Genomic DNA, 23,121 nt, shown 5'->3' on the forward strand with positions numbered 1-23,121 from the left:
GTGAATTTGTATGCTCAAAGGAGGCGGATTCCAATAGAAATAGCGATACGAACACCGGAGGAAATCGGCTACATGAGGGAGGCCGGACGTATTTTGGCAGATTGCCATCGTGCGCTGGAAAGTCGTATTCTTCCGGGAATCACAACGCTTGAAATTGATGCTTGGGTGGAGCAATTTCTAAACAAGCGTGGAGCTACGCCTGAACAAAAGGGCTATAAGGGATTCCCTTATGCTACCTGCGCTTCGGTCAATGAAGTGGTATGTCATGGCTTTCCCTCAGAGCGTGTGCTCCATGATGGGGATATTGTGACCATCGACATTGTGGTCAATAAGGACGGGTGGCTGGCTGACCGGGGGTGGACCTATGCAGTGGGCAACATCAGTCGACCGGTAGCAAGGCTGTTGCGACAGACCCATAAGGCGCTGATGCAGGGCATCGAGGTTGCCCGTCCTGGCAGGACCTTAGGGGATATCGGGCATGCGGTGGAAAAAGCGGTAAGATGGCGACGGTACGGTAACGTCAAATCTCTAATCGGGCACGGGATCGGCCGCCAAATGCATGAACCGCCGGACGTTCTCCACTACGGCCGTGCTAGAACGGGATTGCCGCTGCGCGAAGGGATGGTGATTACCATTGAGCCGGTATTTACCCTCGGACCCGAAGGCGCGGTGCTCTGGGGAGATGATGGTTGGACCATCAGCACAGCAGACGGCAGTTGGGGCGCTCAATACGAGCACACCATTGCGATTACAAAAAACGGTCCTTATATTTTGACCTCGTAAAGAGTGTTGTGCCATAGGGAGTCCAATGTGCGGGTTGTGTGCACAAGGCTCTCTTGGTAGTTTTTTTAGGATGGCTTGCCCACTTCGCCAAACAATGAGCCTCTTGTTATAGATCATAGATCGAGATTCGGATCGTCGATATAATAGGAGGCATATATTTGGAAACTAGGAGTGGAACCCACATGATGATCAGGGAAGCGACGATATCAGATGCCGAAGACATCGCCAAAGTGCACGTAGACTGCTGGAGAACGACCTACAAAGATATCATGCCTGCCGAGGTTCTGGAACGGCTTTCCTATGAGCAAAGAACAGAATTGTGGAATGCGAATCTATCTACTGAAGACGGTCATCTTGTATATGTGGCTGAAAATGAGAAGGGGGAAATGATCGGATTTGTGAGCGGAGGTCCAGAAAAGTCAGGGGAATATCCCCCATACGGGGGAGAGATAACGGCTCTTTATGTTTTGAGTGAATACCATAGTCTAGGGCTCGGCAAGAGACTATTTTTGCGTTTGCTTCAACACTTTAATAGTATGGATATTCACTCTGTCATGGTGTGGGTGCTGGCAGATAATCCAGCGTGTACTTTTTATGAAAAGCTCGGGGCCAAGCCTGTAGTAGAACAGCATATTATAAATATGGGCGGCAAAAATCTGAACATGGTGGCTTATGGCTGGTTGCTATTCTGATAGAATACGCTTTTGTCCTTCCAAGGCGCGTATTGGCGCGATATTCTGCGTGAATTCCAGTGTTCCCAGATAGCGTCCTTCGGTATCACGAACGGCAAAATAACGGATGTAGACAAATTTGTCCTTGATTGGAATCCAAAAATCTTCAACATCCTTGCGGCCTGCCTTAAAATCTTCCAGCAGTTTCTCAACGACATGCACGCTTTGCGGCGGATGGCAATTTTGCACGGTACGACCAATAACAGCCTTTGTGCGGGCAAAGATTCGTTCTTTACCGTGAGAGAAATAGCGAACAACATCATTTTCATCGATAAAGGTCAGATCCACAGGCAGATGATTCAACAGCAGCTCCAATTGTTGTACAGATACAATCCCTGTCTCGAATCGTATGAACCCTTGCGGAGTACCAGATGTGGAAGTGTCTTCTGTTTGCTCAAGGGCTTCTACGGGTTCCTTTGCCCGTTCAGGTATCCATTCACGCTCAGGAGCGGTCAGGCAGAACCCGATTTCCTCGCTTTCCCGGGCTATTTTCAGCCATTCATCCTCGGTTAGCTTACTGAGTGCCATCGGCAGCAAAATATTCTCTTCCTTGAATATCATTTCATTCACTTCGCTCATGATATGGGCAAGTGCCTTCCCGATCTGCTCACGATCTCCGTTATATTCGGCGAGCAGCTTCTTCGCATCCTTGATTGCGGCGCGAATGCCGTCGTCCACCCCCCACATCACTTTGGTTGGACCAAAGATCCCATAGCGTTCCAGATAAGGGAAGACCAGATTTTCTTTGCGGCTATAGTGCTTGTCGACATCCATCAGCAGACTTAAATCTTCAAGCAGCTTGTAAATAACCTTGGGGCTGTCTTCCTTTTGAAATTGCTCTGCATGGAGGGCCAGCTTAAAGTTGACCAGTCGTTCGATCTCACGATTTTCCAGCTTGAAGGTGTGAACAGGATGTCCCGGTTGTTCTTCAGGTCCCGATGGACGGTGAATATCCTCAATAGAGCCCTTGAATATCGACGTGTGAACGGAACAGAGACGTTGGACTTCCGACACCGGAATTCCCTCCTCGGTCATCAATGCATGTTCCATCGCTGAAATCTCCGCCACGCTTACTCCACCAACAGCCTCTGCAAAACGCGCTTTGACTTCCTCCACGCTTTTCCCGGCATGTAGTTCTTTTATAATTTCCTTCAGTGTTCGCTGACGTTCCGTTAATTCCTGTGCTGTATGTTCACGGTTGTTAATTAGCTCGCTCATGATCGTTAACCCCTTTATTTTTGAATGGTAAAACCATGTTGCATAAACGTCTGCTGCACAGTTTCCATATCTATTTTCTTCAACGCAATTCCCTTGGACAGTGTCATAAAACGTCCTGCGGTTTGGAGCATGCCGGGCTTAGCGATATCGTGAAAACCCAGTTCTACCATAATGTCCTGCACTTCAGGATAACGATTAACAAGGTTAAATATGGACTCATCCCAATGCAGTATTTTATCCATTTGTTCATCCCCTCGATTGAGAACGTTTTTCATTTACAGAGTAGCATAGGTCCTGACGAGCTATTGTGATTGTACGCACAATTTTGTTGAGGTGGTTGACAAAGGTAAATCTTGGTTTGTATATTGTGTATAAAGATATATACAGTAATAACACTGAACACTGTTATCACACTTCGAATGAAGAGCGAACGAGGTCGTTATTATACAGACAGTGCAGAAGGGATCAGGATAAGAAAATGACAATCATGAAGCAGGCATGGATGATTACCCGTCAGGATTTTCGCAAGAACCCATATGCAGCACTATGGACGTTGCTGTTTATTGCGTATTTGGGATTTACCATGAGTTTTGCGGTAAGTGTGCAATGGGGTGAGCATGCAGCCTTAAGTCCAGTAGCTGATTTCATCATGCTAGTGTTGATTCCGTTCTTAGGGTACGTTTATAACCGTCGAGCGTTCAAATATTTGCAGGAAGATTCTTATACACACATGTTAGCCTTTTTCCGCACGTTGCCTATACCGATGAAAGCGGTGATTATGAGTCGAATTCAACAGGCGGTGTTGGCGTTTGTTGTGAATAGTGTGATATTTTTTGCTCTTTTGTTTACATTGTCAGGTACGCTTCGGGTATATGCCAGCACAGGTTTCTTTGTATCGTTTGCTCTGACCTGGATAGGCTACGGAATGCTCATTCAAGCTATTTATATTCATTTGGAATTTCTGAAAAAAGGAAAAGAATACTTCTGGCTATCCGTTGTCATCATGCTAATGTGCGGGATGGTTACGATTATAGTTCGAGTATGCGGGGCCAATCTGGTATCGATAACGGCATCTTACAGTAAGGAATGGATGCTGTTGTCCCCAGTAATGTGGGGAGTATTGCTAGCAGGAGTTCTGGCTATGTTCGCCTCCTACCGGGTGACACAGCGTAAGCTCATGAAACGGGACTTAACTTAGTCGTATGTATACAAAAATAACTAAAAAGGGGGGGAGAGCAGGTGAATATTCCAGTGCAAATTGATGAGAATAGCGCGGAACCGCTGTATGCACAGATTGAAAAGCAGCTCCGTTCACTCATTGTAACCGGACAGATTGCAGCGGGAACGCTGCTTCCCTCCATTCGTGAGTTTGCGGGGACACTCCGTTGCAGTGTAATCACCGTCCGGCGGGTCTATCAGGATTTGGAGAACGAAGGCTTGCTTCGTACCCGGCAGGGAACGGGCACCTTCGTCGCTCTGGTTGAGGATGATATGCGCTCAGGTTATCGCCTTAAAGCGGTGACCGAGGCATTGGAAACAGCGATTGCCACAGGCCTCGCTGTACAGATGACAGAGCAGGAATTATTAGACCTTTTCGCAGAAATGGTGAAAAGAAGGTATGAAGTCCAGGAGAAGGAGTGACAGCCGTGAACAATCATGTGGAAGTTCCTATGGAAATACAGAGGAGAACACCAATTATTGAAATGAGCCAGGTCTATAAAACCCGGGGTGACCGGAAAATTGGACCGATTAATTTAACGGTTGAGCCAGGGTATGTGGTCGCTTTGGCTGGACATAACGGATCGGGGAAAAGCACATTGATTCATTTGCTGACTCAGCTTATTCATCCAGATTCGGGTGAGATTCGTTGGTTCGGTCAAGCGTATCCAGACGGCATGCCGGCAGGTACACGACAATGGGTTGGGTATCTGCCGGAGCAGCCGGCTCGCGAGGAGGATCGATTAACGGCAGAAGCAGCAGCGGCTTTTCGAGCATTGTGGTATCCCGGCTGGGATGAAGCGCGTTTTCAGCGTCTAATGGACCGCTTTCAGGTTCCAGCACACACGAAATTATCGCGTATGTCCAAGGGACAGCGCCGGAAGTTTGAACTGGCTGCTGCCTTGGCACCGCACCCTCGTATGTTGCTGCTGGATGAGCCTTCATCGGGTCTAGACCCTTTTGCCTGGAAGATCATGCTGGAGGAACTGCGGGATTGTATGGAGAACGGCAAAACGACGATCATTATTGCTACTCATATCATGGACGAGATCAAACGTTTGGCGGATTATATTGTCTTGATGCATGATGGCAGGCTGCTTGGCAAGCTGGAAAAAGACTATCTGCTCGAAAATAGCAAGGAAATGTGGTTTGAAGGTACACCAGAGGAGGCATCGGAGCTCCCGGGGGTTGTAGAGACGGAGAGTGAAGGGAATCTGCAACGAATTGTAACGCTGGCAGCCGGAGAGACCAGTGCCATATTGGAACAAGCGGGTATTCGCCCCATCCGTGTGCGCCGTCTGGAGCTGGATGATATTTTAGTACATTGGTCTGCGGGACAACTATCTGCGGATGCAGAGACATTCATGAAGAAGGAAGGGATAGAGCAATCATGAGCATGTTGGAATTGGAAAAGGTCGTAAAGCAATATGGAAATCATACGGCGGTAAATGGAATATCGCTGAATGTGAACGGCGGGGAGATTTATGGACTGCTGGGAGGCAATGGAGCAGGCAAAACAACAACGATGCGCATGGTGCTCGGCCTGATTTACCCTGACGGGGGAAGCATCCAATATGAAGGCAAGCCATACAGCAAGGAGCTTCAGCGGACGATGGGCTATTTGCCCGAGGAGCGTGGACTGTACCCCAAAGTGAAGGTCAGCGAGCAGATTAACTATTTGGGCAGGCTACGCGGAATGTCGGCCAAGGAGGCGGACAAAAGTCTACGCTACTGGCTGGAGCGCTTTGGAGTGCCGGAATATTACGACAAGCGGATTGAGGAGTTATCCAAGGGAAATCAGCAAAAAATGGGCTTTATTGCCGCGGTCGTGCATCGCCCGAAGCTGCTCATTTTGGACGAGGCCTTCAGTGGACTAGACCCGGTGAACGTCGAATTGCTTAAGGATACGGTGAAGGATTTGCGGGATGAGGGGGCAGCGATTTTATTTTCAACCCACCGCATGGAGCATGTAGAGGAACTGTGCCGACATATTACGATTTTGCATCGCTCGAATACCGTAGTGCAGGGAAGTGTTCAAGAGATTAAGGGCCGTTACCCACGTGAAAAAGTTCGCCTCATCACTACAGGTGAAGTGAACGGACTAGAACAACTGCCCGGCGTTCGCCGTGTAGAGCATATGGATCGTGGCTGGATGCTGCACATTGAGCAGCCGGATGCGGCGAAGTTAATTTTGCAAACAGCGTTGAAGCAAACGGATGTGGAGCATTTTGAGATCAAGGAACCTACGCTCAACGAGATTTTCATAAGAGAGGTGGGAGATTCCCATGAATAGACTGGGTACGGTAATCGGTTTTACGTTTCGTCAGAAGGCGAGGACCAAATCCTTTATCATTACGACACTGGTATTGGCCTTGCTCATTACGCTGGGCATGAATCTGCCGTATTTGATTTCTTTGTTTAAAGGAGGAGGGGCAGAAGGGGGTTCCAGCACAACGGCAGCCGAGCATCAACGCTTGGGTCTGATTGCCGGCAACCAGACAGAAGTGGCAACTCAGCTGGAGCGATTCACCAAGGAGCAGTCCAACCCGGCAGCCATCTGGGTACGTTATGACAGCGTACAAGCACCGGCAATGCAGCAAGACCTAAAAAATGGGAAGCTGCAAGGTTACGTGCAGTTTACGGAGCCTGCCGCTAAGGGAGACACATTTCCCAAAGTGGAGTACGTCTCTGTAGAAAAAGAGCCGTCTCCGGCTGTCATTACATTGGTGCAAACAGGACTTCAGGAAGCAAAGGTCAAGGCTATTATGGGAGACAAATCGCTGACCGGTGACCAAATCCGTGAAATTAGTACACCTGTATTGGTGGATAGTAGGAAAGCAGACAGTCCTTCTGAAGCAGGGGGAGCTACGGGGACAGAGGAAAAAGCGACCTCTATGATTAACTATGGTTTGGTCTATGTACTGATGATTTTATTCTTCACCTCCTCCATGATGACAGGGAATATGATTGCCTCAGAAGTAACATCGGAAAAAAGCTCACGGATCATGGAGATTCTCATCACAAGTGTTTCGCCGTTGACCCAAATGTTTGGGAAGATTATCGGTATCTTTCTTGTGGGACTGCTGCAAATTGCCGTTTTCGCAGCCGTTATGTTCGCCAACCTCATGCTGCCGCATAATAATGTCATTCTTGGCTCGGTCGGATTGGATCTGTCTCAGCTGAATATGGCAGTGCTGGGATATGGACTGGTGTTTTACATCCTTGGCTACTTTCTGTATGCAGTATTGTTCGCCGCGGTGGGCTCCATTGTTAGCCGTACCGAAGAGTTGGGGCAGGCAATCATGCCGATTACCGTGCTGTCACTCGCAGCCTTTTACATCGGGATCTTCAATATTGCCGCACCTGATACGATTTTCATTAAGGTGGCCGGATACATTCCGTTCTTTTCTCCGACCGTCATGCTGCTACGCATCGGGCTGGAACGGGCGAGTCTGCTGGAAATTTGGCTGTCACTAGCCATTCTAGTTGCTTCCATCCTATTATTTGGCTGGCTGGCCGCCAAGATCTACCGTACGGGTGTCTTAATGTATGGCAAACGACCTTCGTTCAAAGAGCTAAGAAAAGCGATGAAGGCTTACAAGATTTAATAAATTTAGGTGTAGGAGAACTCAACATGAAAAATTGGAAAAGAACACTCTTATCCCTTATTGTTTCGGCAGGCATGCTTGCAACAACTGCTCCGGCAATCGCTGCTCCACAGCAACCTTCATTAAAGGTTAATAACGAAAACGTCGAGTTTGCAATGAATGCACCTGTTGTGGAACAAGGTACAACTATGGTTCCGCTGAAAAAAACTCTGCAATCGCTGGACATGGAGCTGACCCATGTACAAAGCGGAGCTATTGATATTGTTGTTGATGGAAAGAAAATTACACTGAAGAGTAAAACTAAACTCATCAACGGTGTGACGTATGCACCGATTCGGGTGCTCGGTGACGCCGCAGGCTACGATGTTCAATGGGATCATAAATCCCGCACTGTGCTTCTGGTCTCCCCAATAAGCAATGCAAATGCTCGAGGATTTATGTGGGAAGTTGAGAATAAAGGGAATACCGTTTATTTAGTCGGTTCGATCCACATTGCGGATGACAGTTTCTATCCCCTGCGTTCGGAGTTTGAGAAGGCTTTTGCTGAAGCCGATTATTTGGGGGTAGAGATCGACATCAGCAAAGCAGCAGATGAAGAGCAGCAACAATTGATTATGAAAATGGGTATGTATCAGGATGGCACGACACTGAAGGATCATGTATCCAAGGAGACGTATGCGAAGATTGGAGAAATTCTGAAGCAAAACGGAATGGAGCCAAATGCGTTTGATGCATATAAGCCTTGGGTTGCTGAGACGACGCTCAGCAGTCTGAAATCAATAAAGGCAGGATATAAAGCGGAAGCGGGAATTGATCTGTATTTTATTCAGAAAGCCCTGAAGCGTAAGTTACCGATCTTGGAACTGGAATCGTTCGAATCTCAACTGGGCATGTTCGATAACTTCTCCCAGGAACTACAGGAAAAGAATCTGAAAACCGCGTTGGATAATTATGATACGCTGGATGACAACGTGGATCAATTGGCTGAAATGTGGAAGTCAGGAGATGACAAGCAACTGCTTGAATTCACCAACAGTATGGCTGCTAACCCTGAATATAACAAAGCAATGCTGACTGATCGGAATATTGGCATGGCCAATAAAATTGAGGGCTATCTTAACAGTGACAAGAAAGCGGAGTATCTCATCATTGTTGGCGCTGGGCATTATCTGGGTGAGCATGGAGTCATCCAATTACTGAAGAATAAAGGCTATGACGTCGTACGTAAATAAGCAATCACTTCCAAAAGATGAGTCGATAGGCTCGTCTTTTTTGTTATGAGTGATTCAAGTTCTCATCTCAGGCGTGGACAAGAAATAACCCAACACCATACAACCGGCTCCTTGAGCCACAATATTGTAAGCTTCAGTGGACTTAATGATTTGAACATGACTATCAGGATAACATTGTAATCGCTCCTGTGCTGTTTTAGCTGCTACCTCAAAGAAACGCGGTTTTGGTACTATAATAAGCCGCGTCCTCAACGACTTCTAAACAAAGCACATCGTTTTGCTCTAAAAAAGAGTATGGGCTGTATAGGGAAAGTCCTTTTCTTTTATGAAAGACCTGGATGAGACTAAGCGGAATTGTGTTCAATGAAATAAAAAACTCTGCCAATGAGAGTGTAGAAGCGACATGGGGGAAATACGTAACTTTCCTAATCTAGTAGTGGAAACAATAGAGTCTGTAGACGCTTTTGTTAAGGGGGATGCAGTTGTTTTAGTTAATCGACAAACAAACGAGATATTGACTTTCTTAAATAAAAAAGGAGATCGTTTATCAAGTAAGTTAAAATCAGAATTAGATTTGATTAGAGAGTGAGGACGACTATGAATAACTATATAATATCTTTTACAAAAAAGTTTGATTATTTTTTCGAGCAAAAAGAAATCTCTAATATTATTTATTTACATGATGAGGATGATAATGAGAGATTAGATCATGTCCTTTTCCTTGAGAAAGATGATGGTAATGTTATAGGCTTATATATAAGAGGCATGAATCCGTTAATCTCAGTGAATAGAATTTACGATTTGGATGATTTTAATTTATTTGCAAGTTATGAAGGATTGGCTGAATCTAAAGAAAATATTAAACTCAGAGTAGAATATATAGGTTTGTTTTTTAGTACTCAATACAACGAATTATTGGGTTTCTATTTGGCGAATAACGATGCATCTACTTCTATATTTATATTAATTTCACAAGATGAAATTTATGTGGAAAAGGATTGTAGTAAATATGAGGCTAGTAGGGCGCTTGAGAAAAGGTTTTCGGCTGAAGGTTTTATAACATACGAAAAAAATGTGAGACTGATTGGAAAAAAATAAACTTCTAATCGGAAAAAATTAAGTATATAAGCCTAAGCTTCGCTCTACTCAGAAATAATATTTTAGATTCCTAATATTGGACAGTGTTTTAAAATCGAAATAATATAATTGAAAAGATCACTGAACACAAGAATATAAACACATAAAAAAAGCTGTCGAGAAAGTTTCTCGATACTCTGCGCACCGGAGAAATCTCCGGTGCTTTTTATTATTCGAGAGCGATAATATTACTCCTTTCTACATAGCAACTAACCATATGGCTGGGATAAAGCAGCAGTTGTATGTTGAGTATAAAAGGAATATAATTTAGGCATCTAATATTTAGATATCTAATTAAAATATCTAAATATATAAATTTTGAGTAAATTGATAATGATAAAAGGAGATATCAACATGAATAGACTGGTAGGTAAAATTGCTATAATCACAGGCGGAGGATCAGGGATAGGAGAAGGGATGGTTGACCTCTTCAGTGAGGAGGGAGCTGTAGTTATTGCTGCAGACATCAATGATCAAGCTCTTGAACGGGCTAGTAAGAAAACGAATGTGTACGGAATGAAACTGGATGTTTCTTCTGACGAGGATTGGAAGGCTCTTTCCGCAGAAGTGAACAATAAATTCGGTAAAATTGACATTTTGGTTAACAATGCAGGAATAACTTCTGAGAAAGGATATCAGGATATCGACCTAAATGACTGGCATAAATTAATGTCGATTAACGGGTATGGTCCGTTTGCAGGTATTAAGCATGTAGCCCCGTATATGGCTGCCCAAAAGAGCGGCGCTATCATTAATATTTCTTCTTACACCGCTCAAATCGGTCAGGGATTCAATCATTATTCCGCTTCAAAAGGTGCTGTACGTGCTTTGTCGAAGGCTGCGGCAACAACGTTTGGCCGGTTTGGGGTCCGTGTAAATACGCTTTTTCCGGGCATTATTGAGACACCAATGACTGAAGCCCTTAGCACATCTAAAGAAATGCTTACCCACTTAATTCAAGCGACTCCATTGCAGCGACTTGGTCGACCTGATGATGTAGCTAACGCTGCTTTGTTTTTGGCTTCGGACGAGTCTTCATACATTACGGGATCGGAGCTTGTTATTGATGGTGGTTTTTCTGCCCAATAAAATTAGGCTTCACTTTACTGGGAAAAGGATATATGCCTGACTTTCTTTCAGTAAAGAATGACTTTTATACAAGCCCCCTATACAATATAGGGGGCTATTACTTCATTTGAGAAAGCAGGTTAAGAATATTAATGAAAGAACAAAATATATTTACATTGATTCATGCAATGGACCAGGTTACCAATAACCTGTTAATTAAGTGGAATAAAATGTTTAATGAGAATCTGGGGATATCACATATTCTTATTCTTTCGTATCTAAATAATTACGAAAAGTGCCGTCCTTCTGATCTGGCCAGGTTATTGGGGCTAACTCCTCCGACATTAACCCATCTATCTGGAAAGCTTGTAAAAAAAGGACTGGTTATCCGAGTGGCGAATGAGGAGGACAGGAGGATTGTGTACCTCCAAATAACTGACGCGGGGACCGAAATGCTAAATAAAGCGCAGGAAGACGGACGACAGCTTAGAAGAGAACTATTTGAAAACCTAACTGAAGAAGAAAGAGAGGCCTTGTTGTCTGTTTATGAAAAACTAAATAAGGTCATGAGTGAGGATTGATACAGGTAATCACAAAAGAAGCCGCCATGTGGCGGCTTCTTTTTATTAATAATTGTAACCGCTCTGACTTTAAGAAGCAGAGAGCGTACTGTGCTTATTCTTAGCGTTGGCGCGGTCACGGCGACTCAGCAAAAATCCGACCAGAGATGCTGTGGACTGTTGGAAAATCATTCCGAGTACTACAGGCAGCGCTACCGGAGCCGGGAAATAGGTGATGGCTAGCACAGCCCCCGCGCTGATATTGCGCATGCCGCCGTTAAAGACCAGCGCCGTTCGGTCTGCATTATTCCACCGCATCAGCCATGATATGAGATAACCAATCGCATATCCAGTGGAGGCAAGGATAATGATGAAGAGGCATACTCCGACAAGCTTGAGATTAAAGTCGACCAAGTAAGGTGCGATGACAGATCCGTTAATCATGACGACTAGAGCCATAGCCAGCTTGGAAAACGGGCCCAGCCGAGGCCCCCACACTTGCTTAATCTTTCCTTTGGTCCATTCGTTCAACACCATGCCGATTAATGAAGGAACGACAATCATCCAGAACAGGCTCTGCATCATTGCCCAGGTGTCGAGTTGGACATCCGCTCCGATCAGCAGGGACATAATGCCTGGCACAGCGAACGGGGCCAAAATTGTATCAATTAGAATGATCGCCAATGTCAGCGCAGTATTGCCTTTGTAGATATTAACCCACACGAAGCTGGAAATGCCAGTAGGGATAGCTGCACCAAGAATCAGTCCAGTAATCGTATAAGGATCATCACTGAAAGCCAGGTGCCCAAGCATCATGGCGAGAAGCGGCATGGCCAGGTGAAGAATAAACAGACAGGCGATCAGCGGACCAGGATGCTTGATCACATGTATAAAATCCTTGAATCCCATGCTGATGCTGCCCGCGAAGGTCATGAAGGCAAACAGCCAGGGAGAAAGCTCGGTATATTGGGACAATGGCGTACCGATCAGGACGCCAATTAGAATACTAATGGGTGTGATTAGCGGCATAGCTGCATTGAGTCTTCGATTCAACGTTAGGAGCATACAAAACTTCCTTTTTTGTACTTAAGTATAGACTTTGCCCTTTGATCCGTAAATGATCGGTATAGGTGGGATCATCTATGAAATGAATGAATCAGCCCTTTAAATTATTCAGGTTCAAGGGTTGTTATATAAGGAGGGTGGGCCGATCATCGGCACCCAAATCGAAAACGAGCATCATCATTCCTCTGCTCAGTGGGGATTGACTGTAGGAATTAATGATATGTGGCTAAACTCTGGGAGTGACGGTAATTCCCATATGTTAAAACTTAAACAAATAGCACTCGAAGCAGGGATTAATACACCGATCTATACGTGTACAGGATGGGGAGGAGCGACAACGCCTGTTCCTGATATGCTGCCGTTATGGGGCGGGTATGCCTACTGGCCGTGGATCTATTATGAAGAGGGACGTTTGGAGGGGAAGGACGAGCATCCTGCGACACCGGAATACATTTTTCGAGACAAGCATAATAACAAGATTCCGAAAAGCTACAATTTTGAGCCCCTATATGACCCGGAAGACTATCCGTACGCTTGCTGCGAAATGGGTGGCGGCATGGTTCAGTTTTATAAATACCGGTTTGCATTTCCCTATCGTAGTGTTCCAGCGATGACTGTCATGAAGGTTGCAGAAGGCTGTAACCTGATCGGATACTATATGTATCATGGGGGTTCCAATCCACGAGGTAAGATTAACCCGTTCACGAACGATCTGGCAACACCTAAAATATCCTATGATTTCAATGCCATGATCGGCGAGTTCGGTCAATTAAGGGAGTCATATCGAAGAACAAAGCTGCAGCATTATTTTCTTTCAACATTCCAAAAGCAATTCTCTCTGACGAAGACTATTTTGCCAGAGAATGCGTTCCAAATGGACCCTTATGATGTGGATACCTTACGTTATGCAGTGCGCTCCAGTGCCGGGTCAGGGTACCTGTTTCTAAATAATTTCCAGGACCATGTTGAAAATTACGACCTATACGATTTTAATGTAAGCATTGAGCTGCCTGAGGAAACGATTGTAATCCCTAGTCAAGGTGAACTGACCTTAGGAAGGGATAGCTTCGCTATATTGCCATTTAACCTTAATTTGGATGGAATAAAGCTCAAATATGCAACAGCACAGCTGATAACAAGGATAGAAGAGGATGGAGAAATATATTATTTTTTCTTTGTACCAGATGGGATGAAAGGAACATATGCATTGGAGTCAAAAGATATCATCCGTGCCACAATCGACAAAGGTTCGATAGAACAATTGGATGGGAATACGATCATTCGGGTTACTGAAGAGGAAGAGAGTGTCATCCGCCTGGTATCTGAAAGTGGTCAAAAAGTCGCCATCTACACGATGACTGATGAACAAAGCTTGGAGTTTTGGAAGGTCAACCTGCAAGGTCGGGACAGGGTTATTTTTACAAGTGCTAATTTACTTGTATCTGGAGCAGAGATAAGACTGGAATCAACAGATCAGGAGACTGTAACACTGAGTGTATTCCCGGATTTTGACGACTCAATCACATCCATATCCGGTGGAGAGTTGTTTGAGATAACAGAAAGTGAATTATTTACAACGTATCGGTTAAGAGCCCCTAAGAAAGAAATACACTTCAACCTGAATAGGGTGAATAGTGGTAAATTCGTCCTTGATTTCGAAATAAATGCCCTGGATGGGATCAAGGAGGCTTTGCTTCGTATCGATTATACGGGAGACATCGGTTATGCATTTATTGATGGCGAACTGATTCACGATAATTTCTGCAACCATACGACATGGGAAATAGGTTTAAAATCATTTGAACATCGGCTTATCGAGCGAGGGATGTACGTATACGTTGCTCCAATTCGAAAGGGCAAGGTTCTAAACAGCAATACGACCATGGCTGGCTGGAAAGAGTCAACGGAGGAACGAATTGCGGACATTGGCACGGTCAGCATTGTGCCTGTGTATGAAATCCAAATCACCGTATAACAGGGTAAGATCAGAGACGCTCAGCGAGTGCTTTTAGTACGAAGTATAAAAATGTAATAGACTCATGGTGGTTCAACCATGAGTCTATTACATTTTCTTTTCTTATAGTTTAGAAGATACCAGCTTTCTTCGATGTTTCTTTGATCCCGTTGGCTCTCTCTACCACGGTGCGACCCCAATCGGTCAGATTGCCATTAGGTCCGGTTACAAGATCAAGATAAGAAAGGTTGGAGCTATTGCCGTACCAGGACCAGGCTAACCAGCCTACGCCTTTGGATTGGCCGTATCTCATAATTTCTGTTTCGTCGACATCTGCTCCTTGGTGGTAACCGCCAAATTCACCAATAATGAGTGGAAGTCCTTGATTCAGAACGTTATCAATATTGGCTCGAACAGTTTGGACATCTTTACCAGCGAACTCATACATATGGATGGAGAACACTGTATTTCTCAATTGATCCGCTTCAAATACAGATTTACCAAAGTCATTGATAGACTGAGGATATTGCCCCCAACCAGCACAATCGACGATGAGCGTATTTTTGATACCTGCGTTTCTCAGCTTGGGAATCGCTTGCTTATACCCATCTGCCCAACCGCCTCCATTCCAGGAGCCATACCATTCGTTCGCAATATTCACGATAACCCGATCTTCCTTGCCGATCAGGGCCTCTTTTATACTAATCCAGTAATTCACAGCCGCATCCAAAGACGCATAGTCGTCTTTACCCGTAGCGTCATGAACCTCAAGTACAGGAATCATTTTATAACTTGTGACTAGGGAGATAATATTTTTTACGGAATTTATGTCATCTTTGGTGTATTGGGTTCCGTTAGAAAGGACAATCCGCACGGTATTAGCACCTGTCTTGGAAATGGCTGGGATGGCAGTATAAAGATCGTTTTTGTACCAAGTGTGAGCATGATTAACGCCTCTCATAACGAACGGTTTGCCTGTAGAGTCATACAATTTGGTACCGCTTACATAAAAAACTGAAGCAGCTTGCGCCTTGGAGAAGAATCCCCCCAAACCAATCATGATAAGCAGACTGGCGAGTCCAGACAATAATGCTTTTCTTAACAATGCTTTCACTTTTATTCCTCCCTAAAATATATTATTCAACTTCCTGCTATGTAGAGGTGGAGTAGGTATGTAAGTATGTAAATAGCAGTAAGCTAAACACAATATAAAGCGCTTTCATTTTTGTTATTAGTTATTTTTCGTTATTCTACCATTTGTGTTTTTGTTATTCAATTGATTTTTTTAATTTATTTTTGTTTTCAGATCATATCTGTATAGATTTCTTATTAAAGTGTGATTTTTAAAGGTTTTATTATAATTTTTCTCCCTGTTATGATATGTTTAATTGATTTATATGTATGGTGAGTTAGTTAAAAATAATAAAATTAAACCTAACTAATTTTGATAATTAATCTGTTGAATGTAAACAAACCTAACAATATGTTTGGTTGGCTATCAGGAGTCATGTGAGGAACCGATAGTATAGCTTCATGCCAAGCTTCACCCCGGTATTAAATTATTGTATGATATTCTCGTAATACTTTTACCAGAATGGATAGGGGCAAGATGATGAGAAAACCAATCATAGCAGTCGATATGGACGATACGATCTGTCATCTCGTCAAACGGGCTATATACCATAACAATAGTGAATTTCCCACTCATCCGCTTCGTTATGAAGAAATGTTAGATTGGAACACCGATCATCTACGTCATCCCAAAAGCACACATGATGTATTTTATGGACGACCGGGTTTGTTTGAGGAACTTGAACTGTATGACGAGTATGTCGTAGAAGAAATGGAGAAGCTTTGCAATGCTTTTGATGTCATTATTGTGACAGCGGCAGAACCAAAAACCGTCGTGGAGAAATGGAATTGGCTTCAAAGACATATGCCATTCATTCCGATTGAGAACTTTTTCCCATGTAAACGAAAGAATCTGATTAACTATGATCTCCTGATTGATGATGGTCCTCATAATTTAGTGCCTGCACTGCAGGAGGGGAAGAAGGTGCTTTGTATTCCTCATCCATGGAATATGAAGGCAAGAGAGCAATATGAGTTCCCGGTCATGGCATCTTGGCAAGGAGCAAAAGAACGAATTGACTCCATTTTGGGAGTTCTGAAATAAAAAAAATAGATGCATTCGTAAAACAGCTAGCTCACTTGGAGCTGGCTATTTTGCTAGAAATAATAGACCCCATAATAGAATAAAATGGTACAATTGATACATATCTTTCATGGGGAGGGATACGTGTATGACCATGACTATGGGGCAGATGGTGAATCATCTGACAAAGGGAATAGACATACCCAATACGACCGTAGATCTGCTTAACCCAGAGCTCAGGGATACTGAGATTCAAGGAATTGTAACCGCTTTCTGTGCGTCGCAATATGTGATAGAACAAGCTATTTCGCTTGGCGCGAATTTTATCATTACGCATGAAAGTATTTATTATAGCCATCACGGGATGCAGGAATGTTTACTACATGATCCCGTCTATTTGCACAAATCTCGCCTGGTCGCCGATTCAGGTATAGGGATTTATCGTTTTCATGACACCATACACCGTTATCAACCGGATGGAGTGATGGTTGGACTTCTTCAGGCGCTTGACTGGCACGCCTACGTTGTAAAACAGCAGCCTGCTTCCGCCATTTTGGCTATTCCGACTATGAAAGTTAAGGAGATTGCTGAATATATAAAAGCCAAACTTCATATTCGTTATGTACGAGTTGCTGGCGAGGCATCCATGCCATGTGAACGAGTGGGAATCTTAGTCGGATATAGGGGGAGTGGTGAACTAACCATCCCATTATTTTCACATGAACATGTAGACCTGATTATTGCTGGTGAAGGGCCTGAATGGGAAACACCAGAATATGTGAAAGACGCTGTTTATCAAGGGCAAAATAAAGCACTTATCATGCTGGGACATGCTGAAAGTGAAGCACCTGGTATGAAGTATCTTGCTGATACACTTTCCGCCCAATTTCCAATGCTCCCCGTCTACTTTGTTGAGGACCGCCCCGTGTTTGCAATATTGTAAGCGAGTATGTACCTATTTATGATGATCATCCCGCACTGTTGTTTATATCCGTTCATCCACTTTATGAAATGGAGGCAAGATAATGGGAAGCAGAGTGACTATGCCATTCAGAACAGATTGGAAATTTATAGAGGGTAACTACACAGGTGCTGAGAAGAAGGATTATAACGATGAGCATTGGCAGAACCTTCATATCCCTCATGATTGGAGTATTGAAAAGTCCTTTGATCCATATATGCTGTATGGCGGAAATCAAGCTTATTTGCCCAGGTGGTCTGTCGGGTGGTACAGAAAGCATTTTAATGTGAAGCTCTCCTCTCCAAAACAGCGCGTATACATACAATTCGATGGTATTCACAGTAATAGTGAGGTGTGGGTGAATGGGCATTTTGTGGGCAAACGGCCCTATGGATATGTGAGCTTTCAATATGATTTGACTCCTTATATTCGATGGGATAAGGAGAATGTGATTGCCGTCAAAGTGGACAATACGCTTCTCCCACCTGACAGATGGTATTCGGGGGCTGGTATTTATCGTAATGTCTGGCTGATTTGTACGGATTATCTTCACATAACCGAATGGGGGACTTACATTACGACACCTGAAATTTCACTGGATGAAGCCAAGGTGAGTGCCAAAATCCAGGTCAGTAATCACCATGCGCATGCCGTAGAGTGTACGATTATGACTGAGATACTGAATTCACAGGGACAACTAAAAGGAAAAATTGAAAACCGAGTGACTCTTGCGGGCTCTGAAACGGAGGGAATAGAGCAAAATACGCGCGTTTTAGAACCAGAATTATGGTCACCGGACAACCCGGTGCTCTATGAAGCCCAAACGACGATCTATTGCGACAATACTGAGGTGGATCGTTATCGTATCCCTTTTGGCATAAGAGAAGTGATCCTCGATTCTCAAAAAGGATTATTGCTAAATGGAAGCAGCTTGAAGCTGAAGGGAGTGTGCATTCACCATGATTTAGGCTGCCTGGGGGCTGCTTACCATGATACAGCAATGAAGAGAAGGCTGGATAAGCTGAAGGAAATGGGCTGCAACTCAATCCGTTTTGCTCATAATCCTATGGCGCCCGAATTATTAGACTTATGTGATCAGATGGGTTTCTTGGTGGTGGATGAGGCTTTTGATAAATGGAAATCTCTTTCCTACGAGCATTTATATGATGAATGGTGGGAAAAGGATCTGGAGGCCATGCTTGTTAGAGACAGGAATCATCCTAGTGTTTTTATGTGGAGCGTTGGTAATGAAGTGGAGAACCAAGGTCAACCGTCCATGCTAAACATGTTGGAGCAACTCGTTGCCTTTTGCCATGAAAAAGATCCAACCCGGCCTGTTACCTGTGCGCTTGAGCCGTATAATACACCGATCAGCTTGCGTGATGGTTCGATTGAGGCCAAGGTAGAGCATACCAAGCTGCTGGCCCAACGAGTGGATGTGCTGGGGCTGAACTATCAGGAGCAGTGGTATGAACACTATAGAGTGGCTATGCCGGATACGCTTATCCTTGGAACAGAGACATTCCCATATTATCGGGGTAAAGATAACCGGGTTAAAGGTTATTGGCCCTTGAATCCCTGGTTTGATGTCGCTAATCATGATTATGTGATCGGTCAATTTGTTTGGAGTGGAATCGACTATTTGGGTGAAACAAGCTACCCCTCCAAAGGGTGGTCCTCCGGCCTGATTGACACTTGTGGGTTCCGCAAACCTGTTTCTTATCTCCAGCAAAGTCTTTGGTCTGATCAGCCAGTTGTGCACATAGCCGTATTTAATGAGCACATGAAATCGGAATATAATCCGACATGGACGATGCACTGGAAATCGCCGGCTATGGAAGATCATTGGACATTTCCAGAATACGCAGGAAAACTGATACGATTGGTTACCTTTACCAACTGCGAGAGCGTGGAATTGATCGTGAACGAGGAATCATACGGTGAGAGAAAGTTGGCTGATTACCCTAATCATTTAATCTTATGGGAGCTCCCCTATACACCAGGCAAAATTCGGGCTATAGGCCGCAATGGGAATCAGCAGGTTTGTGAACATGAACTGACTACCGCCGGGCTTCCTTATGCTCTGAAAATGGAGGCTGATCGGGCGACTCTACCTGCTGATGGGCATGAGATATCTCATGTGGAAGTAACCGTTATAGATCAACGCGGGATCATTGTACCTAACCGGGATTTTGAGTTGAGCTTTGAACTGCATGGTGATGGCCGTATCCTTGGGATAGACAATGGCGATCTCACCAGCGATGAACTCTACAAGGGGAAAGAGAGACGAACACACAGAGGAAGGTGTCTTGTAATCGTACAATCCGGGGATGTGGCTGGTGAGCTGTTGCTTCAAGCCTCAGCAGATGGGGAGTTACAGGGAGAAATCAGTCTGAAAGTGGAAGAAGAATAATGACTACTCAAATGAGCTGCTTCTATTTGTATTGTTCTGTGTCTCGCTATTTATGTGAACAGCAAAGATGCTTGATGAGAGTACAGTAGCTTCGCTAATATATAGAGCCGAATTACTTATATACGGCGGATCGAATGTCATACTGTTATAAAGTTTCCCTGTCCCTTGAAATTGGGTTAGGGGGGAAATGAGTTTTGGCCAGCTCTTGTAGCTGGCTTTTTTGCGTGCAAACTGAATATATTTCAGAATTGACATGAAAAAAAGGAAGACTTATAATTCCATTATTAAAGGAGTTAATTGAATAGTTTAATGAATGGGGTGTTTAATAGTGAACGAACGAGATTTCAAAGATGGGCTTTTCACCGAATACGCACGGATCGGAAAATGCTTGTCCAGCCCGAAAAGGTTGGAAATTCTTGATATTCTCATACAAGGACCCAAATCAGTTGAAGTTCTATCTAAAATGACTTCGATGTCCGTTGCCAATGTTTCCCAGCATCTACAAACGCTATATCAGGCTAAGTTGGTTCAATCCAAAAAGCAAGGGAACTTTGTCTATTATGAACTTTCTGACTCTTCTGTTTTGGATTTTTTAAATTCACTGTATGACCTGTCTGAAAAGCAGTTAATTGAAGTTCAGCACATTAAAGAGCAATTTTTGGGTCAATTCTCAGATGTTGAAGGAGTCACAATGGAAGAATTGGCAATGCGGATGAAAAAAGGGGAGGTCACACTTCTTGATGTGCGGCCGCGAGATGAATATGAAACTGCTCATATACCAGGAGCTGTTTCCATTCCAATTGAAGAATTAGCAGAGCAGTTGTCTTTGTTGCCAGCCGACTCGAAGATTGTGGCTTATTGCAGAGGCCCGTATTGCTTGATGGCGGTTAGAGCAATAGCATTGTTGCAAGCTCGTGGTTTCGAAGCTAGACACTTGGATAAGAGTGTGCATGATTGGAACAACTTTATTCTTAACGAGGAGACAGGATCATGAAGCTTGGAATGCTTTTCGTTTTGCAAATGCAGCTTATCGAGTGGGCCGATAAGACCGTCACTTTTTGATGAAAAAATAGATAACTGTTCTGAAGGGAATCAGGGGAGGATGTTAGCCTTAATGAATTTGACAAATGCTTCGCAGAAGAAGCAAGCGCTTATCAATTCCTATGCGGAATCTACAGATAAGCAAAGAAAACTGTATCGTCGTACGCTTATCACCGTCATTTTCTCTCAAATTTTTGGAGGCGCCGGACTAGCGGCCGGAGTAACCGTTGGTGCGTTGTTGGCGCAAGATATGCTGGGTACGGATAAGTTCACGGGGATTCCTACGGCACTATTTACACTTGGTTCAGCAGTTGCAGCGCTCCTCGTTGGTCGATTTTCCCAAAGATTCGGCAGACGAATGGGGTTGGGACTCGGTTTTATTGCAGGGGGAGTTGGGGCGATTGGTGTCGTTGTTGCAGCTCTTATGAATAGTATTACCCTGCTTTTGGTCTCCCTTCTTGTTTATGGATCGGGAACGGCTACAAATCTGCAGGCTCGTTATGCCGGTACAGATCTTGCAAATTCAAAACAGAAAGCAACAGCTGCGAGTATGGCTATGGTCTTTACAACGATCGGAGCGGTAGCTGGTCCCAACTTAGTTAACGTTACCGGAGAGTTTGCGCTTTCCATTGGAGTTCCAAGTTTAGCGGGACCTTTTCTTTTAGCGGCTGTAGCCTATACATTAGCAGGCTTAATATTATTGCTACTCCTTTATCCAGACCCTTTATTGGTGGCCAAAGCGGTTGCGAATCAGGCAGCGCAAGGAAGCCAGTCGTCTTCTGATCTTGAGGTTACTCGTGATGGCAAAAAAGGAATTATTCTCGGTGCTTTAATCATGATAATAACTCAAATTGTCATGGTTGCAATTATGACGATGACTCCCGTACATATGAAGCACCATGGTCATGGACTCGGCGAAGTAGGATTAGTCATCGGTTTTCATATTGGCGCTATGTATCTCCCTTCTCTGGTTACGGGTATTCTTGTCGATAAGATTGGTCGTATAGCGATGGCGATGGCTTCAGCTGTAACGCTACTTCTCGCTGGCGTAGTAGCTGCGTTGGCTCCCACAGATTCGATGGTTATGCTTATTGTGGCGCTTTCTCTTTTAGGGATAGGGTGGAATTTTGGACTGATTAGCGGAACCGCTTTGATCGTAGATTCGACGACAACATCTAATCAAGCTAAGGTACAGGGATCAGTGGACGTACTTATTGCTTTGGCAGGAGCTTCGGGAGGAGCACTGTCCGGGATGATTGTAGCAAATTCAAGCTATTCCATACTTTCTTATGCGGGGGGGATTCTGGCGCTGGCGTTACTTCCTATCATGTTATGGATGCGTCCAAAGAGAGTATAGACTAGAAAAAAACGACCATATGGTCGTTTTTTTTGTGTTTAAATGTCGAGGGGAGCAGCTTGCATGAAAACGAATAGAGAAGTCCTCATTTCATAATTTGCACAGGTCCCTATTCTAAAAGTAAAAGGTTCAATTGCTCTTCTTATAATATAATATATTTTTGGAGGAACGGTGTGGCGATCTGTCTAGATGTCCAAATGCACAATAGGAGGTATAAACCGAAATGTTATCGTTGTATATAGTTAGTTGTATAATTTACCTGTGGTAATCAGCAAAGCAAAATGGTATATTAATTGAGCTGACAACAAAACAGCCGTTTCAAAAAAGAATAAATAGGGTGAAATGATCTTTGTAAAAAAGAAAAAATAACCCTTGCATTTTTGAAATGTACATGGTATGATCTTATAGCTGCTGAAAAACGCAGTGAAAAAGAATTTGATCTTTGAAAACTGAACAACGAGTGAGTAAACTGATTTTGTTCGCAAAATCAAACAAGAGATATTTTATCTCGTCAGTTTCAACATGAGCTAATCGCTCTTTCTATAACCAACCTCGGTTGGTCTTTAATGGAGAGTTTGATCCTGGCTCAGGACGAACGCTGGCGGCGTGCCTAATACATG

The 23,121-nt window shown here is 44.1% G+C and carries 22 protein-coding genes; 18 read left to right on the top strand and 4 right to left on the bottom strand.

The genetic code is table 11. The features are described from left to right. Together map and ACN6NF_RS03140 are read left to right on the top strand one after the other, a co-directional pair. Positions 1-783, top strand: coding sequence for a type I methionyl aminopeptidase (gene map / locus ACN6NF_RS03135; RefSeq protein WP_474315022.1), 783 nt, complete (start codon positions 1-3; stop codon positions 781-783). Positions 784-965: 182 nt separating this feature from the next. Then, positions 966-1,475 carry an N-acetyltransferase family protein gene (locus ACN6NF_RS03140; RefSeq protein ID WP_474315068.1) on the top strand — a complete coding sequence of 170 codons (510 nt, stop codon included), beginning with the start codon at positions 966-968 and terminating at the stop codon, positions 1,473-1,475. Here the strand turns inward: ACN6NF_RS03140 and ACN6NF_RS03145 are convergent. Continuing rightward, the gene (locus tag ACN6NF_RS03145; RefSeq protein WP_474315024.1) at positions 1,467-2,732 is read right to left on the bottom strand and encodes a DUF438 domain-containing protein; all 1,266 of its coding nucleotides are present in this window, start codon (positions 2,730-2,732) and stop codon (positions 1,467-1,469) included. The two genes, ACN6NF_RS03140 and ACN6NF_RS03145, sit on opposite strands and share 9 nt — an antisense overlap. 14 nt (positions 2,733-2,746) lie before the next feature. After that, positions 2,747-2,974 carry a DUF1858 domain-containing protein gene (locus ACN6NF_RS03150; protein ID WP_474315026.1) on the bottom strand — a complete coding sequence of 76 codons (228 nt, stop codon included), beginning with the start codon at positions 2,972-2,974 and terminating at the stop codon, positions 2,747-2,749. Between the two features lie 236 nt (positions 2,975-3,210). On the opposite strand from ACN6NF_RS03150, the gene ACN6NF_RS03155 reads away from it, so the two are divergent. From ACN6NF_RS03155 to ACN6NF_RS03200, 10 genes are all read left to right on the top strand, one after another. Further along, complete coding sequence (locus ACN6NF_RS03155; RefSeq protein ID WP_474315028.1) at positions 3,211-3,930, top strand: hypothetical protein; 720 nt, start codon at positions 3,211-3,213, stop codon at positions 3,928-3,930. 41 nt (positions 3,931-3,971) lie between these two features. Further along, the gene (locus ACN6NF_RS03160) at positions 3,972-4,373 is read left to right on the top strand and encodes a GntR family transcriptional regulator (protein WP_474315030.1); all 402 of its coding nucleotides are present in this window, start codon (positions 3,972-3,974) and stop codon (positions 4,371-4,373) included. Positions 4,374-4,378: 5 nt separating this feature from the next. After that, entirely contained in the window at positions 4,379-5,344 is a 966-nt protein-coding gene (locus ACN6NF_RS03165) for an ABC transporter ATP-binding protein (RefSeq protein ID WP_474315031.1), read from the top strand. After that, a complete protein-coding gene (locus ACN6NF_RS03170) occupies positions 5,341-6,243 on the top strand; it encodes an ABC transporter ATP-binding protein (protein WP_474315032.1) in 903 nt (300 codons plus the stop codon). Before ACN6NF_RS03165 ends, ACN6NF_RS03170 begins: the two co-directional genes overlap by 4 nt. Beyond that, the gene (locus ACN6NF_RS03175; RefSeq protein WP_474315034.1) at positions 6,236-7,558 is read left to right on the top strand and encodes an ABC transporter permease; all 1,323 of its coding nucleotides are present in this window, start codon (positions 6,236-6,238) and stop codon (positions 7,556-7,558) included. The genes ACN6NF_RS03170 and ACN6NF_RS03175 overlap by 8 nt, the downstream gene beginning before the upstream one ends. A gap of 26 nt (positions 7,559-7,584) precedes the next feature. Further along, the gene (locus ACN6NF_RS03180; RefSeq protein WP_474315035.1) at positions 7,585-8,790 is read left to right on the top strand and encodes a TraB/GumN family protein; all 1,206 of its coding nucleotides are present in this window, start codon (positions 7,585-7,587) and stop codon (positions 8,788-8,790) included. Between the two features lie 436 nt (positions 8,791-9,226). Beyond that, a complete protein-coding gene (locus ACN6NF_RS03185; RefSeq protein WP_220388326.1) occupies positions 9,227-9,379 on the top strand; it encodes a hypothetical protein in 153 nt (50 codons plus the stop codon). Positions 9,380-9,387: 8 nt separating this feature from the next. Further along, entirely contained in the window at positions 9,388-9,888 is a 501-nt protein-coding gene (locus tag ACN6NF_RS03190; protein ID WP_474315036.1) for a hypothetical protein, read from the top strand. Positions 9,889-10,281: 393 nt separating this feature from the next. Further along, on the top strand, positions 10,282-11,016 hold the full coding sequence (locus tag ACN6NF_RS03195; protein WP_474315037.1) for an SDR family NAD(P)-dependent oxidoreductase: 735 nt from the start codon (positions 10,282-10,284) through the stop codon (positions 11,014-11,016). Positions 11,017-11,147: 131 nt separating this feature from the next. Beyond that, a complete protein-coding gene (locus ACN6NF_RS03200; RefSeq protein ID WP_474315039.1) occupies positions 11,148-11,576 on the top strand; it encodes a MarR family winged helix-turn-helix transcriptional regulator in 429 nt (142 codons plus the stop codon). A gap of 69 nt (positions 11,577-11,645) precedes the next feature. Here the strand turns inward: ACN6NF_RS03200 and ACN6NF_RS03205 are convergent, their stop codons facing one another. After that, positions 11,646-12,620: a bile acid:sodium symporter family protein gene (locus ACN6NF_RS03205; protein ID WP_474315041.1), complete on the bottom strand. Its 975-nt coding sequence runs from the start codon at positions 12,618-12,620 to the stop codon at positions 11,646-11,648. 121 nt (positions 12,621-12,741) lie between these two features. Between ACN6NF_RS03205 and ACN6NF_RS03210 the strand changes: the two genes are divergently transcribed. After that, the gene (locus ACN6NF_RS03210; RefSeq protein ID WP_474315042.1) at positions 12,742-14,595 is read left to right on the top strand and encodes a beta-galactosidase; all 1,854 of its coding nucleotides are present in this window, start codon (positions 12,742-12,744) and stop codon (positions 14,593-14,595) included. 109 nt (positions 14,596-14,704) lie between these two features. Here ACN6NF_RS03210 and ACN6NF_RS03215 read toward each other — a convergent pair whose 3' ends face one another. Further along, on the bottom strand, positions 14,705-15,688 hold the full coding sequence (locus tag ACN6NF_RS03215; RefSeq protein ID WP_474315044.1) for a glycoside hydrolase family 5 protein: 984 nt from the start codon (positions 15,686-15,688) through the stop codon (positions 14,705-14,707). A 498-nt stretch (positions 15,689-16,186) separates the two neighbouring features. Between ACN6NF_RS03215 and ACN6NF_RS03220 the strand changes: the two genes are divergently transcribed. From ACN6NF_RS03220 to ACN6NF_RS03240, 5 genes are all read left to right on the top strand, one after another. Next, positions 16,187-16,750, top strand: a complete 564-nt coding sequence (locus ACN6NF_RS03220) for a 5' nucleotidase, NT5C type (protein ID WP_474315046.1) — start codon at positions 16,187-16,189, stop codon at positions 16,748-16,750. Positions 16,751-16,877: 127 nt separating this feature from the next. Next, positions 16,878-17,672 (top strand): Nif3-like dinuclear metal center hexameric protein, encoded by a 795-nt coding sequence (locus tag ACN6NF_RS03225; RefSeq protein ID WP_474315047.1) that lies wholly within the window; start codon positions 16,878-16,880, stop codon positions 17,670-17,672. An 82-nt stretch (positions 17,673-17,754) separates the two neighbouring features. Beyond that, positions 17,755-20,103, top strand: coding sequence for a glycoside hydrolase family 2 TIM barrel-domain containing protein (locus tag ACN6NF_RS03230; RefSeq protein WP_474315048.1), 2,349 nt, complete (start codon positions 17,755-17,757; stop codon positions 20,101-20,103). A 328-nt stretch (positions 20,104-20,431) separates the two neighbouring features. Then, entirely contained in the window at positions 20,432-21,097 is a 666-nt protein-coding gene (locus tag ACN6NF_RS03235; RefSeq protein ID WP_474315050.1) for an ArsR/SmtB family transcription factor, read from the top strand. A gap of 120 nt (positions 21,098-21,217) precedes the next feature. After that, the gene (locus ACN6NF_RS03240; protein WP_474315052.1) at positions 21,218-22,501 is read left to right on the top strand and encodes an MFS transporter; all 1,284 of its coding nucleotides are present in this window, start codon (positions 21,218-21,220) and stop codon (positions 22,499-22,501) included. Positions 22,502-23,121: the final 620 nt, after the last annotated feature.

It is taken from the genome of Paenibacillus sp. TSM33 (assembly GCF_056099025.1).